Here is a 20,209-nt window from a genome sequence, read left to right on the forward strand (position 1 = left end):
CCAACTCCCGTGTGGTTGCCTCACTTTCGGGCAGAGACTGTCCGATGTCGCCCGGACGTCCGGGCAAGAACTGGAAGAGTCGTCAGCATGCAGGTCTGGCCTGGACAGGCGTATCCACTGGGTGCCTCGTACGACGGCGCCGGAACGAACTTCGCGGTCTTCTCGGAGGCCGCCGACCGTATCGAGCTGTGTCTGTTGCACGACGACGGCTCGGAGACCGCGGTGGAGCTGCGGGAGGCCGACGCCTTCGTGCGGCACGCCTATCTGCCGGGGATCATGCCGGGGCAGCGCTACGGGTACCGGGCGCACGGCCCGTACGAGCCCGCCCGCGGCCTGCGCTGCAACTCGGCGAAGCTGCTGCTCGACCCGTACGCGCGCGCCATCAGCGGCCGGATCGACTGGAACGAGTCGGTGTACGGCTACCCGTTCGACGCACCGGACGAGCGCAACGACCTGGACTCGGCGCCGCACACGATGGCGTCGGTGGTGGTCAATCCGTACTTCGACTGGGGCGACGACCGGCTGCCGCGCACGGAGTACCACGAGACGGTGCTCTACGAGGCCCATGTGAAGGGCCTGACCATGCTGCATCCGTCGCTGCCGCAGGAGCTGCGCGGCACGTACGCGGCGCTGGCGCATCCGGCGATCATCGACCACCTCACGGAACTGGGGGTGACGGCACTCGAGTTGATGCCGGTGCACCAGTTCGTCAACGACCAGCGGCTGGTCGAGATGGGCCTCAACAACTACTGGGGCTACAACACGATCGGCTTCTTCGCCCCGCACAACACGTATGCGTCGTGGGGCGACCGGGGCGAGCAGGTCCTGGAGTTCAAGTCCGCGGTGCGGGCGCTGCACCAGGCGGGCATCGAGGTCATCCTGGACGTGGTCTACAACCACACGGCCGAAGGCAACCATCTGGGGCCGACGCTGTCCTTCAAGGGGCTCGACAATCCGTCCTACTACCGGCTGACCGACGATCCGCGCTACTACATGGACACCACGGGGACCGGGAACTCGCTGTTGATGCGGTCCCCGCACGTCCTCCAGATGATCATGGATTCGCTGCGCTACTGGGTCGAGGAGATGCACGTCGACGGGTTCCGCTTCGACCTGGCCGCCACCCTGGCCCGGCAGTTCCACGAGGTGGACCGGCTGTCGTCGTTCTTCGACCTGGTCCAGCAGGACCCGGTGGTGTCCCGCGTGAAGCTGATCGCGGAGCCCTGGGACGTCGGCGAGGGCGGCTACCAGGTGGGCAATTTCCCGCCCCTGTGGACCGAGTGGAACGGCAAGTACCGCGACACCGTACGGGACTTGTGGCGCGGCGAGCCGCGCACGCTCGCCGAGTTTGCGGGCCGGCTGACGGGGTCGTCGGACCTCTACCAGGACGACGGCCGCCGCCCCCTGGCCTCGATAAACTTCGTGACCTGCCACGACGGCTTCACCCTGCGCGACCTGGTGTCGTACAACGACAAGCACAACGACGCCAACGGGGAGGGCAATCGCGACGGCGAGAGCCACAACCGGTCGTGGAACTGCGGCGCCGAGGGCGAGACCGACGACGCGGCGGTGCTCGGCCTGCGGGACCGCCAGATGCGCAACTTCATCGCTACGTTGATGCTGTCGCAGGGCGTCCCGATGCTCAGCCACGGCGACGAGTTCGGGCGCACCCAGGGCGGCAACAACAACGCCTACTGCCAGGACAACGAGGTGGCGTGGGTGCACTGGGCGGACCCCGACGCCGCGCCCGATCCGTTCCTGGAGTTCACGCGCGCGATGGTGCGGCTGCGCGGCGGCCACCCCGTGTTCCGCAGGCGGCGCTTCTTCCACGGCCGCCCCGTCGAGGGCACGCACGACGACCTGTCGGACATCTCGTGGTTCACCCCGGAGGGCGAGGAGATGACGCAGCGGGACTGGGGGGCGGCGCAGGCGCGCGCCCTGTCCGTGTTCCTCAACGGCAACGCGATCTCGGAGCCCGGGCCGCGCGGCGAGCGCATCCAGGACGACTCGTTCCTGCTGCTGTTCAACGCCTCGCCGGAGCCCACGCACTTCGTGGTGCCGGTCGACCACGGGCGGCAGTGGCAGGCCGTCGTCGACACGGCGCTGCCGGAGGGCCTTGCCGCGGGCGAGGGCCCGAAGGTGCAGGCGGGCGACGGCATCACGGTCCAGGACCGGAGCCTCATGGTGCTGCAACGGCCGGCGTAGCCGGGTCGGCGCGCGCCTGGAGGGGCCGTACGCGCAGCGCGACGAGGAAGGCGGCCCCGGCGGCCAGGCTGCCCACAGCGAAGGCGGCAGCGGCCCCGTGGGACTGCGCGAGACGGCCCGCCACGGCGAGCGTGACGGCCTGCCCGCCGACGAACGCGCTCACGGCGGCCGTCATGCCCTCGCCGAGCCGTTCGCGCGGCACGGCCTGTTCGGTGAGCCCGAACCCGGTGATCAGGTTCGGGGCGAACAGGGCGCCGAAGACGGTCACCGCGACGTACAGGACGGCCATGGAGTGCGTGACGAGGAGCGGGAGCGACAGGACGGCGGCGGCCGCGGTGGCGACGCGCCAGCGGGCCCGCAGCGTGAACCGGGCGGGCACCGCCGCCATGGACAGGCCGACGACGGCGCTCATGACGCCCATCGCGGCGTACACGAGGCCCGCCTGGTCGCCGTGGCCCAACTCCTCGGTGAGCGCGGTGATCCCGGCGCCGCAGCCGCCGAGCAGGATGCCCAGGAGGACGAGCCCGGCGCGCACCACGTGGACCTGGCGCGGCAGCCGGGGCCGCTCGCCACGCGCGCGTGGCCGCGTGTCGGCCGGGGCGGGCGGCACCGCCGTGACGGTCGGGTGCAGCGCGAACGCGGCGCCGCAGACCGCAACCAGGAGGGCGGCCGCCCCGAACGCGTAGGCGGGGTGCGCCACCACGGAGGCGATGCCGATGAGGGCGGGGCCGAGGACGAAGCTGAGCTCGTCCATGGTGGACTCCAGGGACAGCACGGCGTTCACCACCCGCTCGTCGCCGCCCTCCCGGCGCACGAGGGCGACACCGCGGGCGCGCGCGAGCGGGCCGATGCCGGGGACGGTGGCGCCCGCGAGGACGCCGAGCACGATCAGCGCCGCCGTGGGCAGGCCCGCGAGGGCGGCCAGTGTGTAGGCGGCGATCGCGAGGCCGTTGAGCAGCGCGAAGGCGAGGACGACGGGCCGCTGGCCGCGCCGGTCCGCGAGCCGCCCCACGAACGGCCCCATGGCCACCTGGCCGAGCGCGAGGGCGCACGCGACGACACCTCCGGTGGCGAGCGAGCCACTGGTCCGCGTCACCAGGAGGACGCTGCCGAACTGGATCACCGCGACCGGCAGCCGCCCGAGGAACGACACGACGGGCAGCGGGCGCCCCGTCGCCGCGAGCACCCTGCGGTACGCGTCGAGCGTGCCACCGGCCTTGTTGGATGTACCAGGCATCGTCCGACGTTAACGAGGCACGCGTGCGTACGCGCATGCGCTGATGACACGAAAGGCGGCGGCGCGGGTACGTAGGTTTGCATGACACCTCACGCCCCGATGCCGCCCGCGACGCCGGTGCCGGTTCCGGTGCCGCCCACGGCGACGTACCGGCTCCAGCTGCAGCCGGACTTCGGTTTCGCCGCCGCGGCGGCCGCGGTCCCGTATCTGGCCTCCCTGGGGGTCTCCCATCTGCATCTGTCGCCGGTCCTGGAGGCGGTCGCGGGGTCGACGCACGGCTACGACGTGGTGGACCACACGCGCGTGCGCGCCGAGCTGGGCGGCGAGGGGGGCCTGCGGGACCTCGCGCGCACGGCGCGCGGGCACGGTCTGGGCCTGGTCGTGGACCTCGTGCCCAACCACATGGCGGCGGCCGTCGCGCACAACCGGCCGCTGCGCGAGGTGCTGCGCGAGGGCCCCTCGTCCACGTACGCGCGCTGGTTCGACATCGACTGGCAGGCGCAGGGCGGCCGGGTCCTGCTGCCGGTCCTGGGCGGCCCCGTCGGCGAGGAACTGCCGCACATGACGGTGGACGGCGATGTCCTGCGCTACTACGAGCACGCGTTCCCGCTGCGCGCGGGCACCGCCTCCCTGCCGCCGGCCGAGCTGCTCGACGCCCAGTGGTACCGCCTCGCCTGGTGGCGCCTGGCCCGCACGGAACTCAACTACCGGCGCTTCTTCACGATCTCCGACCTGATCGCGGTGCGGGTGGAGGACCCGGAGGTCTTCGAGGCCACCCACGCGAAGATCCTGCAGTTGTTGCGCGAGGGCGTCGTCGACGGGCTGCGGATCGACCACCCCGACGGACTCGCCGACCCCGGCGGCTACCTGGAGCGGCTGAGCGCGGCGACGGGCGGCCGGTGGACCGTCGTGGAGAAGATCCTTGAGGACGGGGAGCGGCTGCCCGCCGGGTGGCCGGTGGCCGGCACCACCGGGTACGACGCGCTGCGGCACATCGATGGGCTGTTCACCGATCCGGCGGGGGCCGATCAACTCCTCGGAGTCTTCCGGCGGTTCACGGGGGCGGCGGCGGACCGGGGCGGCCAGTGGGGTGCGACGGTGCGGCGCGCCGCACACCATGTGGTGACGCACGAACTGGCCGCCGAGGTGGACCGGCTGACGCGGGAGGCCGCCGCGCTGTGCGCCGAGGATGTGGAGCTGCGCGACATCGCCCCGTGGGCGCTGCGTACGGCGCTGTGCGAGCTTCTCGTGCGGGTTCCGGTCTACCGGCCCTACGCGACCGGCGGCGCGCCCCCGGAGACGATCCTGACGGCTTCCGCGGCCCGCGAGGCGAAGGCCGTGTTCGCGGTGCCCGAGGAGGCCCGCGCGGTCGATGTCGTACGGGAGTTGGCGCTGGGTCAGCTCGGCGCGAGCCCCGCCCATGCGGCGTTTCGCGACCGGTTCGCGCAGACCTCGTCCGCGCTGCGCGCCAAGTCGGTGGAGGACACCGCGTTCTACCGCTTCACGCCGCTCCTCTCGGCCCTGGAGGTCGGCGGCGCGCCCGGCGACCCCGCGGTGTCCGTGGCGGGCTTCCACGCGTACTGCGCGCGCGTGCAGCGCGACTGGCCGGACACCTCGACGGCCCTGTCGACGCACGACACCAAACGCAGCGCCGACGTGCGGGCCGGGATCTCGGTCCTCTCGCAGTGCCCGGACCGCTGGGAGGCGCTCCTCTCGGACGTCACCGGACGGACCGCTCGCGGCGGCGGTGCGAGCGCGCCCGATCCGCAGCTGGCGTGGGCCGCCTGGCAGACCGCGGCCGGGCTCGGCCCCGCCGACCCGACCAGGCTGCGGACCGCGATGCTCAAGCACGCGCGCGAGGCGGGCCTGTTCACCACCTGGACCGAACAGGACCCGGACTACGAGCGCGCGGTGGAGGACTTCGTGGCCTCAGGACCGGGCGGTCCGCCCGGCAACGAAGTGCTGCGCTTCATGGACGGCCTCGCACCCCATGTCCGGGCGAACGTCCTGGGTGCGGCCCTTGTCCACCTGACGATGCCGGGCGTCCCCGACCTCTACCAGGGCACGGAGCACGAGTACCGCGCTCTGGTGGACCCGGACAACCGGGCGCCCGCCCGGCTCGGCGCGAAGGAGCACGGCGCCAAGGCCGAACTCACCAGGTGTGCGCTGCGCCTGCGCCGCGCGCGCCCCGAGTGGTTCGGCGACACGGCCACGTACGAACCGCTCACCGCCGAGGGCCCCGCCGAAGCGCACTGTGTCGCTTTCGCCCGCTCCGCGCGCGTGGTGGTGGCGGCGACCCGGCTCTCCTTGCGGCTCGCCGACGCCGGCGGGTGGCGCTCGACACGGCTCGCGCTCCCCGAGGGCGAGTGGGTCGACCTGCTCGCCCCTGAAGCGCGGTACAGCGGCCACGCACGCGTGGCGACACTCTTCGAACGGCTGCCCATGGCGCTCCTCGTCCGCACCGACCAGGCCGACGGCGAAGAGGGCGCGGACAACGGCGAGGCTCTCCGAGCGCTCATCGCAGACGTACGTGCAGAGCCGTGGGAGAGCGAGTGAGCAGACCCTCGTAGGCGGGCCTGAAGCCCGGTGCCCAGGTCATCGACGGCAGCGCCGTCAGCAGGGCGCGCAGGCCCGCCTCGGCGGTGAGCCGGGCGAGCTGGACACCCGGGCAGCGGTGCCGCCCGGTGCCGTGGGCCAGCTGTCCGGGGGCCTCTCGGAACAGGTCGTAGCGGTCGGGGTCGGGGAACCGTGACGCGTCCCTGCCCGCCGCTCCCACCAGGCACGCGACGGTGGCGCCCGCCGGTATCGTGCCGCCGCTCACCGGGACCGGCACGAGGGCCCGGCGCAGGACGACGTGCGCGGCGGGGTCGCGGCGCAGCGACTCGGCCCAGGCGGCGCCGGCGAGTTCGGGGCGGGCCCGCACCAGCGCCAACTGCTCGGGGTGGTCGAGGAGGTTGGCGAGGAGCGCGGCGAGGGCCCGGTCGGTGGCGTCCCCGCCCGCGCCGAGGAGTGTCGCCGCGAGCCCGCAGACCGTGTCGTCGGACAGCGGCCGCCCGCCGTCCCGCGCGGCGCACAGGGCGCCCAGGAGGTCGTCCGTCGGGTGCGCGCGGCGGCGGGCGATCTGCGGCCGCAGGAAGGCGTCCAGGGCCGCCGGGGCGCCGCCCAGGTGGGTGAGCCCCTCCCGGCACAGCGCGGCGACGTGGGCGGTGCCCTGGTAGGGCAGGCCCAGCGCGCGGACGGCGGCCACGGCGGGCAGCCAGTGGCAGAACTCCTCGACCAGGTCCGCCTCGTGGCGCCCGGCGAGGCGGCGCGCGAGCACGTAGGCCGTGCGCTCGACGCTCGCCTTCAAGGTGGCCAGCGCGCGTCCCTGGAGGGCGGGGGCGAGCAGCGCGCGCTGGGCGGCGTGCGTGTCCGCTTCCAGGTGGGCGAAGGTGCGGCCGGGCGGCGGTGCGACGAGCCGGGGGTCGGCGAGCGCCGCGCGCACGTCCGCGTACCGGCTGAGGAGCCACGCGCCGAACGGTTCGTCGAGGTGCAGCGGGTGGGCGGACCGCAGGGTCCTGTACAGCGGGAACGGATCCTGGACGGTCCCCGGCGCCGCGAGGCTCGGCAGCGGCGTCGCGGCGCCCGCGCGCGGGTAATAGCCCGATGCGTCGGGATACGAGACCGGTCCGGAAGGGCACAGCACCGCGGGACTCCACTCTGCACCGGGGCGCGCACCGGTCGCTGCGCGCGACTCCTCCCAGCGCACCACCGAGGCCTTCGTCACGCAGCCTCCGTTCCACCGTACGAGTGACAGTGGTGACCCAGGGTGACGTGCGGGTCTGACCTGCGCGGGGTCCCCGGTGGCGTGAACTCTCCCCTGCCGAGCGGCCCGGGGCCGCTGGACAGGCCTCCTTGACACACGGAGCGGAGCATGGGGTACTGCGGATTGCTGACGCCGGGAGCACCAACGGGGGTGAGTCACCTGACGGAGCAGCGGTACCCCACCTCGGCCGAGTTGGTCCAGTCAGCGCGGGAGCTGGCGTCTCACCGACCTGACCTGTGTCGCCTGCGCCAGGTCGGAACGTCGCGCGGGGGACGCCCCCTGCATCTGCTCTCCGTCGGGCACGACCGGCGCGCCGTCCTGATCGTCGCGGGGGCGCACGCCAACGAACCAACGGGCGGCCCCACGGCTCTGCACCTGGCCGAAAAGGCGCTCTTCGACCGGGAGTTGCGGACCGACCGGTCGTGGCACTTCCTGCTGTGCGCGGACCCGGACGGCGCGGCCCTGCACAACGCTCCCGAGCCGCACTCGCTGCTCGACTACCACCGGGGCTTCTTCCGGCCCACGGGCGCGGAGCAGCCCGAGTGGTCGCCGTCCGTACTGCCCCCGGACCGGCTCCCTCCGGAGACGCGGACGCTGGTCGGCGTGATCGACGAGGTGCGGCCCTACCTCCAGGTGTCCCTGCACGGCACCGAACTGGGCGGCAGCTGGGTGCAGTTGACACGCGACATACCGGGGCTCGCCGAGCCGTTCGCCAAGTCGGCCGCCGAGCTGCACATACCGGTGGAGACCGGGGCTTCGGACGCGGCGGGCTGGCCGACGTCGGGGCGCGGCGTCCATGTGATGCCGGACATGGACGCGCAGGCCGCGTTCCCGAGCCTGCCCGACGACGCCCGGCTGTCGACGTGGCACCACGCGCACCGCTACGGCGGCTCCACGGCGATCGTGGAGGTCCCGATGTGGGCCAGCGACCTGGTGGACGACCCGGCCCCGCATCCCGCGCCCGAGCGGGCGCTGCGGCGCCTGTCGGCCCGGCTCAGCCGAGACACCCGGCTCGTGGAGGAGATCCTCACGGAGGCGATGCCCCGGCTCCCGGACACCGAAGGTCCGCTGCTCGGCGCGGCCTGCTGGGCCCTGGGCCTGGTGCCGGGGCTCGCGGACGACTGGGTCCAACCGCCGCCGCCCGGCGCCACGATGGCGTACGTCGGCAGCATCGACGCGTTCGCGCGGCGGCTTCCGCTGCGGGCCGCGGCGATGCTGCTGCGGGTCCTGGAGGAGGCCGGGGATCTGGCGGCGCCCCGGCTCGACTCCCTCGTCACGCGGTGGTGCGAGGCGTACGCCGAGCGGTTCGGTGCGCGGTGGGTGCCGGTGGCCCACCAGATCGAGCATCAGGCGCGGACGACGGTGGCGGCGGTGCGGCACGCGCGCGGGTGAGCACGCACGGCCGGATCGGCGGTCGCGTCGGCGGCCGGATCGGCAGTCGGGGCGGCGGCCGGCTCAGTCGTCGGACAACCGGAACGACATGCGCCCGAAGGCGACCTGATCGCCGTCCCTGACGACCGCCGCGCCGATCACCCTGCGCCCGTTCACCGACGTGCCGTTGGTGGAGCCGAGGTCGCGCAGCACCCACATGCCGGCCTGCCGGCTCAGCTCGGCGTGCACCCGCGAGACCGTGTCGTGGCTCAGCCGCAGCCCGTTGACCGGGTCGCGGCCGATGCGCAGCGGGTACGGGGAATCGGCCGGCGGCAGGAGCAGCTTCGGGAGCCGCTCCACGGTCCACGCCCTGCGCAGCCGCACCGTGAACCCGGAGACCGCTCCCACGGTGCCGAACACCGCCCGCGACCAGCGGTTCTCCTGATGCAGGTCGGCGGTGAGCCGGTCGAGGTCCTCGGTCCTGCGGGCGGCGAACACCAGCTCCATGCGGCGCACGAACGTGTCGTGCGAGAGCCGGCCGAGGGCGACGCCGTCCCTGAGCACCTTCAGGGCACGGTCCCGCTCGGCGTCGGAGAGCCGAGCCGGGAACGTGTGGTGTTCAAAAGAGGACGTCACACAGGGAATTGTCGGGCAGCGGAGGCCGAAGTGTCCAGAAAACCGCGAGCGTGGGCCCGCGCGGGCGAAACTTCGTGTGACGCGGGCCCCAGCGAGGCAAAACCGCCCCGCGTGGATCACAACTGACGCACCATGGGAACCAGCCGTCACTGTCGGCAGGCATCCGGTCACGAGGGGGAACGGTCCGTGCAGTTCGAGGTGTGGGCACCACAGGCCGAGCGGGTAACGCTCCACATACGGGGCGCCGAGGACGAACAGGGCACCACGCGCGCGTTGTCGCGCGACCCGTACCGCGGGGACGGGTGGTGGTCCGGCGAGGCCGACGCCGTGGACGGCACGCGGTACGGCTTCGCGGTCGACGACGGGCCCGTGCTGCCGGACCCGCGCTCGCGGCGGCAGCCCGGGGGTCCTGACGGCCTGAGCGCCGTCGTCGACCACCGGCGCCACACGTGGCACGGCGACTGGTCCGGGCGCGGGCTGACCGGGGCGGTCCTGTACGAGCTCCATGTGGGCACGTACACGCGGGAGGGCACGCTGGACGCCGCCGCGGGGCGGCTCGGGCATCTCGCCGATCTGGGCGTCACGCACGTGGAGTTGATGCCGCTGAGCCCGATGCCGGGGCGGCACGGCTGGGGCTACGACGGCGTCGGCCCGTGGGCCGTGCACGAGCCGTACGGCGGGCCCGAGGCGCTGAAGCGCTTCGTCGACAGCGCGCACGAGCACGGCCTCGGTGTCGTGCTCGACGTGGTGCACAACCACCTGGGCCCTTCCGGCAATCATCTGCCCGCGTTCGGCCCGTACTTCACCGACACCCACCACACGCCGTGGGGCAGCGCGATGAACCTGGACGCGCCCGGCTCCGACGAGGTCCGCGCGTACCTGATCGGCAGCGCGCTCGCCTGGCTGCGCGACTACCGGATCGACGGGCTGCGGCTCGACGCGATCCATGAGCTCCACGACCGGCGCGCCCTGACGTTCCTGGAGGAGCTCTCGGCGGCCGTGGACGCGCTCGCAGAGGACCTCGGCAGGCCGCTGTTCCTGGTCGGCGAGTCCGACCTGGGCGACCCGCGCGTCATCACCCCGCGCGCGGAGGGCGGGCTCGGGCTGCACGCGCAGTGGAACGACGACGTGCACCACGCCGTGCACGCGGCCGTCACCGGCGAACGGCGGGGCTACTACGGGGACTTCGCCCGGCAGCCGATGGCCGCGCTCGCCAAGACGCTCACCCACGGCTTCTTCCACGACGGCACGTACTCGACGTTCCGCGGCCGCCACCACGGCCGCCCGCTGGACCGTGCCGCCGTCCCCGCGCACCGGCTGCTCGCCTACACGCAGACCCACGACCAGGTCGGCAACCGGGCGCAGGGCGAGCGCCTCAGCGCGCTCGCCGGGCCCGGGCTGCTGGCGTGCGCGGCGACACTCGTGCTCACCGGCCCGTTCACTCCGATGCTGTTCATGGGCGAGGAGTGGGCCGCGAGCACGCCCTGGCAGTACTTCACCGACCACACGGACCCCGCGCTCGCCGACGCCGTGCGCAAGGGCAGGCGGCGGGAGTTCGCGGCGCACGGCTGGGCCGAGGAGGACGTCCCTGACCCGCAGGACGCCGCCACCCGTGAGCGCTCCTGCCTGAACTGGGTCGAGCGCGAAACGGGCCACCACGCGCGCGTGCTCGCCTGGTACCGCGAGCTCATCGCCCTGCGCCGCGCCCGCCCCGACCTCCAGGACCCCGACCTGGCCGCGGTCAAGGTCGCCTACGACGAGCGGGCCCGCTGGATCGCCTACCGCCGCGGTGACCTCCGGGTGGCGGTGAACCTGTCGGACGTGCCGGTGTCGATTCCGCTGGGGCGGCCGGTGGCGCGGCTGCTCGCCGCGTGGGAGCCGGTGGAACTGCCGGGCAGGGACGGGGTGCTGACGGTCCCGGCGGAGTCCTGCGTGATCGCCGTGGCACCGTAGCGGCAGGCGGGGGCAGGAGGCGGTTCAGCTCTCCGACACCAGCTCCAGCAGGATCGCCTCCCACGCCCGCTCCAGCTGCACCCGCAGCAGGCCCACGGGGCTGTCGTCGGACCCGTACAGCCGGTCCCCGAGCCGTACGAGGACATCGCAGCGGGCCAGCCACAGCCCCCGCAGGCACGAGCGCGGCCCGTACCCCGCGAGGGTCGCGGAGCGGACCGCGGCCCGCGCGCCCACGGCGATCGTGAGCCCGGCGATGTCCTCGGCCGCGTCGCCGATGGCCGCGTCGGCCCAGTCGAGGACGCCGCGCACCCGGCCGTCCGCCGACACCGTCAGATGCTCGCCCTTGAGGTCGTGATGGACGAGCACGGTGTCGGGCTGCGGAACGAGCTGCGCGACGGCCCGCGCGGCGAGCTGTTCAAGCCGCTCGGCCTCGAACTCGCCGTCCGCGTCGAGCTTCAGCGCTGCGGCGCCCGCCTCGCGGCGCAGGCTCTCCAGGGAGCGCGGCGCCACCTTCGGCACACCCAGCGGCCCGGTCCGCGCGACCGGCACCGCCCGCAGCCCCGCGAGCAGCCCGGCAAGATCCTCCTCGCCCGCCGCGGTGACGTCCCTGACCTCGGCGGACTCCCCGGGCAGCCGCTTGTCGAGCGTGCAGGCGAGGCCGGGCGCCCACTCCCCCACCGCGACGGAGGCGGGCACCGCGACCGGGACGTGGGGGCGTACGAGATCGCGCAGGCGCACCTCGCGCCGCAGCCGCGCGGACATCGCCCCGTCGGTGGCCAGGCGCAGCACATGTGTCTTGCCCACCCACCACGTGGAGTGCTCGCCGCCCTCGGTGACGGGGCGTGCCTCGGGTGCGCCGCCGTCCGGAAGCATCGCCTCCAGAACGCGGCGCACGGCGTCGGCAGTGGGCTGCCGCGGCGTCGACGGCATGGCCGCTCAGCCCACGATCGCCAGCTCGCGCGCCGTCGCGTTGAGGCGCCGGCCGCCGTCCTCGGTGACGGTCACGATGTCCTCGACGCGGACGCCGAACCGGCCGGGCAGGTAGATGCCGGGTTCGACGGAGAAGCACATGCCCGGCACCAGCTCCTGCTCCTCGCCCTCGATCATGTAGGGCGGTTCGTGGGTGGTGACGCCGATGCCGTGCCCGGTGCGGTGGATGAAGTACTCGCCGTACCCGGCGTCCGTGATGACCTTGCGGGCGACCCGGTCGACGTCCTGGCAGGCGATCCCGGGCCGCACCGCGTCGCAGGCCGCGGTCTGCGCCTCCCGGACGATGTCGTGCACCTCGCGCTCCTCGGTGGTCGGCTCGCCGACGTGCACGGTGCGGGTGGTGTCGGAGCCGTAGCCGTGCTTGAGGCCTCCGAAGTCGAGCACCACCATGTCGCCGTCCTGGATGACGCGGTCGCTCGCCTCGTGGTGCGGATTGGCGCCGTTCGGGCCGGAGCCGACGACGGTGAAGTCGACCTGCGAGTGCCCGAACCGCTTCAGCAGGTCGGACAGTTCGCGGGCGATGTCGTTCTCCTCGCGGCCCGCGAAGGCGACCTTCTTGATCTCCTCGTACGTGGCGTCCGCGGCGGCGCCCGCGGCGGCGAGGCGCTCCAGCTCGGCGGCGTCCTTCACGCCGCGCAGCATCGGCAGGGCCTCGGTGAGTGATACGTATGACGTCTCCGGGAGCGTCTTCTGCAGGCCGAGCAGGTGCATCGCCCACGCGTTGTCGCTGACCCCGAAGCGGCCCGCGACGTCGAGCAGCGGGGCCGTGACGTCGTACGGGTCCTTTCCGTCGGTCCAGTCGCGCAGCGTCATCGCGTCGGCTCCCGCGGCCTTCGCGGCGTCGGGCGCCTCGAGGGTCGGCACGACGAGCGTGGGCTGCTGGCCGGCCGCGAGGACGAGGAGGGTGAGCCGCTCGGTGTCGGCCGGCACGTGGTAGCCGGTGAGCCATACGAGGTCGGGGCCCGGCGCGACCAGTACCCCGGCGAGCCCCGCGTCGGCGGCGGACTGCGCGGCACGGTCCATGCGGGCCTTGTAGTCGGCGGCGGTGAAGGGCGCGGGTGTACCGGTCGTCATGTCCTGACCTTTCGTACGGGTGGGCGCGGGCGTCGTACGGGCAGCCATCCTGCCCGGCGGCGCGGGGCGGCGCGAGACCGACCTCTGCCCATGATTTCAGGCGGCCGGGGCCGGGCGCGCGCCGAACGCGGACGTCATGTGACCACGCCCGGTGTGACCGCCAGCTTCTGCAGCTCCCCGTTCGCGTGCCGGACGGTGACCACGACCTGCCGGCCGGGCCGGGCGTCCGCCACGTCGGCCACGTGCGCCGCCAGGTCGAGCGCGGAGCCGACGCGCCGCGCGCCAAGGCCCACCAGTACGTCGCCGCGGACGAGGCCGCCCGTGTAGCCGGGGCCCGGGATGTGCACGGCGACGACGAGCGCCCCGGACGCCCTGGGAGCGTCGACGACCTCCACGCCGAGCCCGCCGCGCGCCAGGGGTGCCTGGGGCGGCGCGGGCGCCTTGGTGGGGCCCGGCGTCGGGGCCGGGCTGCTCGGCGGCGGGGCGGCGGGCCGCGCCTCGGGCGGGGCCTGCCGCTTCAGTTCGGCGAGCTTGCTCATGCCGATGACGGTGGCTCCCACGGTGCCGAGGCCGATGCCCGCGAGGACCAGCACCACCGCGCACAGCAGCCCGCACAGCACGCTGCACAGGCGCCTGCCGCGCCGCCGGGCGGCAGGCGGCCCGCCGGGTCCCGGCGCGGGCGCGGGGCCTCCCTGCGGGTCGGTGGACGGCTCCGGCCGCGACGTCGCGGCCCGGCCCCCGGAGCCCGGCATCGACTTGGGCCGCAACGCAGTCTGTTCCATGGGGTCGTCCGCCTCCGGTCCCTGGCCCACTCGGCCACGGCCAGAGCCCTACCCTCCGCGTACGCCCACGACGATCCACGAACGAGTGAGAGTGCCGGGCCGGCTCGAACGCCGGCGCCCGGCACCCCGTGCGACTCCCCGCCGTCGGCAGGTCAGCCGGTGTGGCCACCATGGTCGCCATGGCCGCCGCCGTGCCCCGCCCCGTGGTCGAACTTCAGGGCTTCCTTCGGCAGCACCACGAAGGGCCGCATCATGCCCATGTCCTCGTGCTCCAGGAGGTGGCAGTGGTACATGAACCGGCCGTACGCCCCGTCGAACTTGCCGATGACCCGCAGCATCTGGCCGGGCAGGGCGCGGAACACGTCCTTGTGCCCCTGCTCGTTGGGCGGCAGCGGCACCACCCGCGTCGGGTCGAAGGCGACCGGCTTGACCGTGCCGCCCACCTCGGCGTCGAACCCGGACGCGTCGTACACGTCCCGGCCGAGGATCTGGAAGTCGGCGAGGTGAATGTGCATCGGGTGCACGACCGGCGGGTTCACCGCGAGGTTGAGGAAGCTCCACTGCTCGTGGGTGCCCTCGCCGATGGTGAAGCCGAGCCCGTCGTTGAAGGTCCGGGCGGTGCGCCGGTACGTCTTCAGCGCGCCCTTGTCGTCGACGAGCTGGATGACGCCGTCGCTCGGCACCTGGATGTCCTCGGAGTCGTCCGTGACCTCCACCATCTCCCACATCTCCGGGTGTCCGCCGCCGCCCTTGGTCGCGGGCGGTGTCAGGACGATCAGCCGGTGCCCGTGCTCGATGTCGTGCGTGAGCCTGCGGAAGGACCCCGACAGCACCTCGGGCAGCACGAACGGCTCCGGGTCGCCGCACTCCCCCACCCGGAACTCCATGACGTGCGGGTAGCGCACGTCACCGGCCACGTCGGGCTCACCCGGCGCCGCATTACGTCCCTTGTCGACCAGGCGCACCCGCTTGCCCGCGAGGGAGGCGAAGTCGATGAGCAGGTCCATGCGCTCGGCGGGCGCGACGGGCAGCGTCGGCAGCGCGGCGTCGAAGTCGAGCGGGACGGGCCGCGGCAGCAGTCCGCCGTCGCTGCCGATCTGGTGCACGACGCCGGGCACCGGGTCGCCGTCCTCGTCGATCAGCACCAGGTTGTAGATCCGCGCGTTCGACGCGTTCACCAGGCGGAAGCGGTACCAGCCCGCGTCCACCTGCGCGAAGGGCCAGATCCGCCCGTTCACCGTCGTGTACGGGCCGCTGAACGGGATGCTGACGGGCTTTCCGGTCTCCTCGTTCGCCGGGTCGACGATCACGGTCTTGTGCAGCAGCCTGCCGTTCAGCCTGCCGTCCTCGTCCGTGTCCAGGTTCCGGTCGGCGAGGAGCAGCGGGATCTCCCGCTCCCCGGAGGGGAGCCCGAGGGCGTCCTCCTCGTCGTCCCTGACCAGGTACGTGCCGTAGAGGCCCGCGTACACGTTCCACCTGGTGATGTTCATGGCGTGGTCGTGGTACCACCACTGCACCGCCTGGTGGTCGTTCGGATACTCGGAGAGCTGGGCGTCGCCGAAGCCCACCGCGTTGTCCGCCCAGCCGTCGTTCCCGCCGCCCGTCTGCGCGCCGTGCAGATGTGTCACGGTCCAGGCGGGCAGCGCCGCCACGTCCGGGTTCGCCGCGACGCCGCCGCGGCCGGGCAGCGTGGTCGGCGGGGGCGGCGGGTCCTGCCCCGGCTCGGTCTGCGGAGTGGGCACCTCCACCGACGTCACCGGGTACTCGCTGCCCTTCGGAATGCGGTTCGTCCAGGCGATGCGGACACGCTCGCCGCGCCGCACCTCGATCGTCGGGCCCGGCACCGACCCCTCGTAGCCCCACATCAGTGTCGGCGGGAGCTGCGGGTGCAGCCGCTGCCACGTGGGCCGCAGCGCGATCTCCGTTTCCTGCCGGACGTCACCGGTCTCGGGCCGCAGCACCGGCGGCACCGTCAACGGCGCCACGTACGGCGCCAGTTCCCCCACGGCGGCCGCGGCGATCTCGCTCGCGGCCTCCTCGACTCCGGTGATTTTGTCCGTGATGCGCTCGAAGATTTCGGTCATGAAAAGAACACCCCCGTGTGTTCTTGCAAAGTCCCCGTTGCACGGCCGCCAACAGCGGTCCTGTCGCGGCCGTGAACGGCCGTCTCACCTCACAAGACGGCTGCCGCCCCAGCGAAGTTCCCCGAATCGCCCAATCCGGACGTGCAGTTGTTGAAACCAATCGGAACCGGAGGCGCCGGAACGCGGCCGGGGACGAAGCCGTGGGCGCGGCTCGCGAGCCAGTCGGCGCGATAGCGGTCGACGTTCGCGTGCCAGTTGAGGATGCCCGCCGTCCAGTTCCGCAGGTCCTCCACATAGCCGTCGAGGGCGGCGCGCGCGTCCCGGCCGAGGCCGAAGTCCTCGTAGAGTGCGGGGAGTTCGTGTTCGACGATGTGCTCGAACTGCCGCATGCGCTGCGTCATCAGGTCGTTCACGATGCCGACGGCCGTCGGGTAGTCCGCACCGAAGAAGTTCTGCACGACCAGGACCGCGTTGTGGATCTCGCCCTCGTACTCGATCTCCTTCTGGTACGAGAACACGTCGTTGAGCAGGCACGCGTAGTCGATGGCCGAGTTCTCCAGGGCGCGCACCGGGCCCGTGCGGTAGATCTCGGGCGGCACGGCGGGCCCGTGGCCCATCCGGCACAGGCTCAGGGTGAGGTCGGAGCCGAAGGTGGCGCGGCGCATCTCCAGGTAGTCGACGGGGTCGGGGACGCGGTTCTGGAGCTGATTGGCGACCTCCCACACCCAGCTCTCCGTCATCACCTCGACGGAGTCCTTCAAGGTGCGCCGCTGCTGCGGGGTCATCTGCGCCGTGGTGCGCCGCCACAGGTCGGCGAGGCCGCGCTCCATGGCGTTGGCGGGCGGCGGGATCACCTCGCCGTTCACGGGCATGCAGTCGGAGAGCCGCGCGGTGCACGCCCTGGCGGCGGCCGGGTCGCGGCGGTGCCCGAAGATCAGCGGGTAGTAGTCGTCCCCGTAGGTGCCCCAGGCGAGCCACTGGGAGCTGAGGTCGAGTGCCTCCGCGGAGCCGTCCGGGTCGAGGCCCGCCGCGCACAACGGCAGGTCGTAGGCGCGGAGTTTGTCCTCGTCCCAGACGCCCTCGCCGAGGATGCCCATGCGGTGCGTCCACGGCAGCAGCCGCGCGCGGGCCCCGTCGAGCTCCGGGTTGAGGCTCAGGGCGAACGGCATGTGGATGTCGGGTACCAGGGAGGGTCCGACCTTCTGGAACGGCACGTGCGTGTACGCGCGCAGGCGCTCGGCGCCGACGTCGGCGAGCAGCGCCCGTACGTCCGTGGCGCCGGTCCCGAGCCCGCTCGGGCCGCCCAGGGGCGACTCGGAGCGCACGGCGGCCTCCTTGTTCATGTAGCGGCTCGAGCGCATGTGCCACTCATGGCCGCCGGACTGCCAGTCCTGCAGCCCGCGCGCGTACGCGGCGACCGCGGCGATCCCGTCCGGGGTGAGCCCCTTCTCCACGGAGAGGGCGGGCACCTCGGTCAGCGCGGTGTGCTCGAACTGGTGCAGCCGGGAGGTCAGTACGTCGTTGACGGCCTCCGCGGCCTCCTGCGTCGTGCAGCCGAAGAAGGTCTCGAGGACCAGGACGCCGTTGCTCAGCTCGCCCTCGTCCATGACCTCCCGTTCGTAGGAGAAGAGGTCGTTGCGCAGGTGCACCGCGTCGGCGAACGTCTCCATGAGGACGCGCAGCGGCCTCGACTCGGCGACGCAGGACGGGACTTCGGCGGTCGCGTATTCGACGAGCCCCGCCGACCAGGGGGCGCCGCCCACCTTGCGGCGCATCTCGATGTACTCGACGGGGTTGGCGATCCGCCCTTCGTTGATGTTGGACAGCTCCCACATCGACTCGTTCAGCAGGTGCTCGGTCGACTCCGCGAAGCGCCGCCGCCAGTCCATGGACATCGCGGGCACGGTGCGCCGCCACAGGTCGATGAGGCCCGCCTCGACGGGGTTCTCGGGCTCGGGCACGGGGGCGTGGAGGTCCATCGGCATGAACAGCGGCAGCCGGTCCAGGTGCGCCTTGCCGGCCGCGCGGTCGTTCGTGCGCTTGTACATGTCCAGGAAGTGGTCGTCGAAGAAGAAGACCCACACGTACCAGTCGGTGATCAGGGAGAGCGCCGGGCCGTCGCAGTCGGGGTGCGTATACGCGCACAGCAGGCCGTAGTCGTGCGCGTCGAGGTCGTCCTGGTCCCAGACACCGCTGCCCTCCAGCATCCCCATCTCGCGGGCCCACACCGTGGAGTGGGCCCGTGCCTCGTCCAGGTGCGGATTGAGCCGGGCCTGGTACGGCATGTAGAAGCGCGGCAGTCGGAAGGGCTGTGTGGACTCGTGTGTCATGGGCGCGGCCCTACCCGTGGCCGTCAACCGGCATCCACGGGGCGGAAGATGATCGCACCATCGCGTGAACCGAGGGTTGTTCGACGTACGTTCGGGGAAACGCACGCATGTTGCCCGTACGAGACGAAGGACCCACCTTGCGCATCCGGACCACGTCGACCGCCGCCCGCCGCCTGGTCACCCTGGGCGCCGCCACCGCGCTCGCCCTTGGTGGGGCGGTCCTCCCGGCGGCCGCGGCCCCGGTCGCACCCGCCGCCGCCTCGCAGGCCGGGCACGCGGACCCGCACGCCCTCGCCGCGATCGCCTCGCTCGCCACGGAGCGGCTGGCGCTCGCGGACAAGGTCGCGGCGGCCAAGTACGGCACGGACGCGCCGATCGACGACCCGGCGCGCGAGCGGCAGATCCTCGACGACGTGGCGGAGCGTTCGGCGGGCCTCGGCGTCGACCCGGCGTTCGCGCGGTCCGTCTTCCGGGACCAGATCGAGGCCAACAAGGTGGTGCAGCGCGGCCTCTACGCCCGCTGGGACGCCCACCCCGAGCAGCGCCCGACCGAGCGCCCCGACCTCGCGAAGGAGGTCAGGCCGCAGCTCGACCGGATCACGACGCGGCTCCTGGACGCGCTGCGGGAGGTGGCCGCCACCCGCACGTCCCCCGCCTGCACGCCGCTGCTCACGGCCGCGGCGCTGCGCGACGCCCACGCGCGCGGCTTCGACGCGCTGCACCTCAAGGGCCTGGCGCGGGCGCTGCCCTCGGTCTGCGGCTGATCCGTCGGCGGGGCGCTACGCCCAGTGCGCGGGGCGCGCAAGGCCCGCCGGGATGCGGGTGGCGTCGTCGCCGCGCGCCGCGTTCAGCTGTGCCTGGGTGAGGAACAGCGCCCCTGTGAGGTCGGCGCCCTCGATCCGGGCGTCCCGCAGGTCCGCGCCGATCAGGTCGGCCGAGCGGAGGTCGGCGCCCGTGAGGTCGGCGGCCAGGAGCAGGGCGCCCCGGAGATTGGCGCCCCGCAGGTCGGCCTTCTTGAAGCGGGCGCCCACCAGGTCGGCGCCCCGGTGGTTCTTCTTGCGGCCCAGGGCGCCGGGCACACCGGCGCGCACCAGTTCGCTCGCCTTCAGTAGAAGGGTGTTCACCTCGCCGCGCACGGCCGGCACGTCCGCGGCGACGAGTTCGTCGCTGCGCGCGCGTGTCAGCCGCTCGATGTCCTCGCGGGCCCGCCGCGCGTCGCCGTGCACGGCGGAGGCGGCGTCCAGCTCCGTGACATCGCTCAAGTACCAGAGCAGCTCGTGCAGTTGCCGCATGACGGGGAACACCTCGTACATGGCCCTGGAGCTGTCGGGCCGCTCGCGCCAGCTGACCCCCTCGAAGGTGACCTGGGAGACCTGCTGGCCCGCGCCGAAGCAGTCGAAGACTGTGCAGCCCGGGTAGCCCTCGTCGCGCAGCCGCGCGTGGATGCCGCAGCTGAAGTCGTCCTGAAGGTTGCGGCAGGGCGTGCCCGCGTTCTTGTTGTGCGCGAAGTCGTTCGACTTGGCGAAGGGAAGGGCGACACAGCACAGGCCGAAGCAGTTCGCGCAGTCGGCGCGCAGGTCGGAACGGTCGGGGGGAGCTTGCGGGGAGGTCACCCGTCCATTGTCGCCGATGGGGCAGGGCGCACACGGCCACGCGCGCGTGCGCCCTCTTGTGGCCGGGCCCGGCCCCGCGCCACCGTGGATGCGTCCGGCACCGCTGAAGTTCCACACCCTGGGGAGTCG

General features: G+C 73.3%; 14 protein-coding genes. 5 read left to right on the forward strand and 9 right to left on the reverse strand.

Features of this window, described 5'->3' with window-relative positions; genetic code table 11:
• Positions 1 to 87: 87 nt before the first annotated feature.
• Entirely contained in the window at positions 88 to 2,205 is a 2,118-nt protein-coding gene (glgX, locus tag ACFV9W_RS22935; protein WP_385763759.1) for a glycogen debranching protein GlgX, read from the forward strand.
• Here glgX and ACFV9W_RS22940 read toward each other — a convergent pair.
• Positions 2,180 to 3,442 (reverse strand): MFS transporter, encoded by a 1,263-nt coding sequence (locus ACFV9W_RS22940; protein WP_385763761.1) that lies wholly within the window; start codon positions 3,440 to 3,442, stop codon positions 2,180 to 2,182. The genes glgX and ACFV9W_RS22940 overlap by 26 nt on opposite strands.
• 81 nt (positions 3,443 to 3,523) lie before the next feature.
• On the opposite strand from ACFV9W_RS22940, the gene treY reads away from it, so the two are divergent.
• Complete coding sequence (gene treY / locus ACFV9W_RS22945) at positions 3,524 to 5,998, forward strand: malto-oligosyltrehalose synthase (protein ID WP_385763763.1); 2,475 nt, start codon at positions 3,524 to 3,526, stop codon at positions 5,996 to 5,998.
• Here the strand turns inward: treY and ACFV9W_RS22950 are convergent.
• Entirely contained in the window at positions 5,958 to 7,208 is a 1,251-nt protein-coding gene (locus ACFV9W_RS22950; protein ID WP_385763765.1) for a cytochrome P450, read from the reverse strand. The two genes, treY and ACFV9W_RS22950, sit on opposite strands and share 41 nt — an antisense overlap.
• Before the next feature lie 189 nt (positions 7,209 to 7,397).
• Here ACFV9W_RS22950 and ACFV9W_RS22955 point away from each other — a divergent pair, with 189 nt between their 5' ends.
• Positions 7,398 to 8,639, forward strand: coding sequence for a M14 family zinc carboxypeptidase (locus ACFV9W_RS22955; protein ID WP_385763767.1), 1,242 nt, complete (start codon positions 7,398 to 7,400; stop codon positions 8,637 to 8,639).
• A 63-nt stretch (positions 8,640 to 8,702) separates the two neighbouring features.
• Here ACFV9W_RS22955 and ACFV9W_RS22960 read toward each other — a convergent pair whose 3' ends face one another.
• Positions 8,703 to 9,254, reverse strand: a complete 552-nt coding sequence (locus ACFV9W_RS22960) for an FHA domain-containing protein (RefSeq protein ID WP_385763769.1) — start codon at positions 9,252 to 9,254, stop codon at positions 8,703 to 8,705.
• Positions 9,255 to 9,440: 186 nt separating this feature from the next.
• On the opposite strand from ACFV9W_RS22960, the gene treZ reads away from it, so the two are divergent.
• Positions 9,441 to 11,207, forward strand: a complete 1,767-nt coding sequence (treZ, locus tag ACFV9W_RS22965) for a malto-oligosyltrehalose trehalohydrolase (RefSeq protein ID WP_385763771.1) — start codon at positions 9,441 to 9,443, stop codon at positions 11,205 to 11,207.
• 24 nt (positions 11,208 to 11,231) lie between these two features.
• On the opposite strand, the gene ACFV9W_RS22970 is transcribed toward treZ, so the two are convergent.
• The 5 genes from ACFV9W_RS22970 to cyc2 all read right to left on the reverse strand — a co-directional run bounded on the left by ACFV9W_RS22970 (position 11,232) and on the right by cyc2 (position 18,467).
• Entirely contained in the window at positions 11,232 to 12,137 is a 906-nt protein-coding gene (locus ACFV9W_RS22970) for an aminoglycoside phosphotransferase family protein (protein ID WP_385763773.1), read from the reverse strand.
• Positions 12,138 to 12,143: 6 nt separating this feature from the next.
• Positions 12,144 to 13,271: an aminopeptidase P family protein gene (locus ACFV9W_RS22975; RefSeq protein ID WP_385763775.1), complete on the reverse strand. Its 1,128-nt coding sequence runs from the start codon at positions 13,269 to 13,271 to the stop codon at positions 12,144 to 12,146.
• Between the two features lie 134 nt (positions 13,272 to 13,405).
• On the reverse strand, positions 13,406 to 14,053 hold the full coding sequence (locus tag ACFV9W_RS22980; protein ID WP_385763777.1) for a PDZ domain-containing protein: 648 nt from the start codon (positions 14,051 to 14,053) through the stop codon (positions 13,406 to 13,408).
• Between the two features lie 152 nt (positions 14,054 to 14,205).
• Positions 14,206 to 16,137 carry an O-aminophenol oxidase PhsA gene (gene phsA, locus ACFV9W_RS22985; protein WP_385763779.1) on the reverse strand — a complete coding sequence of 644 codons (1,932 nt, stop codon included), beginning with the start codon at positions 16,135 to 16,137 and terminating at the stop codon, positions 14,206 to 14,208.
• A gap of 89 nt (positions 16,138 to 16,226) precedes the next feature.
• Entirely contained in the window at positions 16,227 to 18,467 is a 2,241-nt protein-coding gene (gene cyc2, locus ACFV9W_RS22990) for a germacradienol/geosmin synthase Cyc2 (protein WP_385763781.1), read from the reverse strand.
• A gap of 137 nt (positions 18,468 to 18,604) precedes the next feature.
• Here cyc2 and ACFV9W_RS22995 point away from each other — a divergent pair, with 137 nt between their 5' ends.
• Complete coding sequence (locus tag ACFV9W_RS22995; RefSeq protein WP_385763783.1) at positions 18,605 to 19,231, forward strand: chorismate mutase; 627 nt, start codon at positions 18,605 to 18,607, stop codon at positions 19,229 to 19,231.
• A 15-nt stretch (positions 19,232 to 19,246) separates the two neighbouring features.
• On the opposite strand, the gene ACFV9W_RS23000 is transcribed toward ACFV9W_RS22995, so the two are convergent.
• On the reverse strand, positions 19,247 to 20,080 hold the full coding sequence (locus ACFV9W_RS23000; RefSeq protein WP_385763785.1) for a pentapeptide repeat-containing protein: 834 nt from the start codon (positions 20,078 to 20,080) through the stop codon (positions 19,247 to 19,249).
• Positions 20,081 to 20,209: the final 129 nt, after the last annotated feature.

It is taken from the genome of Streptomyces sp. NPDC059897, from assembly GCF_042730865.1.
GTDB lineage: Bacteria > Actinomycetota > Actinomycetes > Streptomycetales > Streptomycetaceae > Streptomyces.

Excerpts from the sequence above, each read along its gene's own strand:
- glgX (WP_385763759.1), top strand. The coding sequence starts at position 88 with ATGCAGGTCTGGCCTGGACAGGCGTATCCACTGGGTGCCTCGTACGAC.
- ACFV9W_RS22940 (WP_385763761.1), bottom strand. The coding sequence starts at position 3,442 with ATGCCTGGTACATCCAACAAGGCCGGTGGCACGCTCGACGCGTACCGC.
- treY (WP_385763763.1), top strand. The coding sequence starts at position 3,524 with ATGACACCTCACGCCCCGATGCCGCCCGCGACGCCGGTGCCGGTTCCG.
- ACFV9W_RS22970 (WP_385763773.1), bottom strand. The coding sequence starts at position 12,137 with ATGCCGTCGACGCCGCGGCAGCCCACTGCCGACGCCGTGCGCCGCGTT.
- ACFV9W_RS22975 (WP_385763775.1), bottom strand. The coding sequence starts at position 13,271 with ATGACGACCGGTACACCCGCGCCCTTCACCGCCGCCGACTACAAGGCC.
- ACFV9W_RS22980 (WP_385763777.1), bottom strand. The coding sequence starts at position 14,053 with ATGGAACAGACTGCGTTGCGGCCCAAGTCGATGCCGGGCTCCGGGGGC.
- phsA (WP_385763779.1), bottom strand. The coding sequence starts at position 16,137 with ATGACCGAAATCTTCGAGCGCATCACGGACAAAATCACCGGAGTCGAG.
- cyc2 (WP_385763781.1), bottom strand. The coding sequence starts at position 18,467 with ATGACACACGAGTCCACACAGCCCTTCCGACTGCCGCGCTTCTACATG.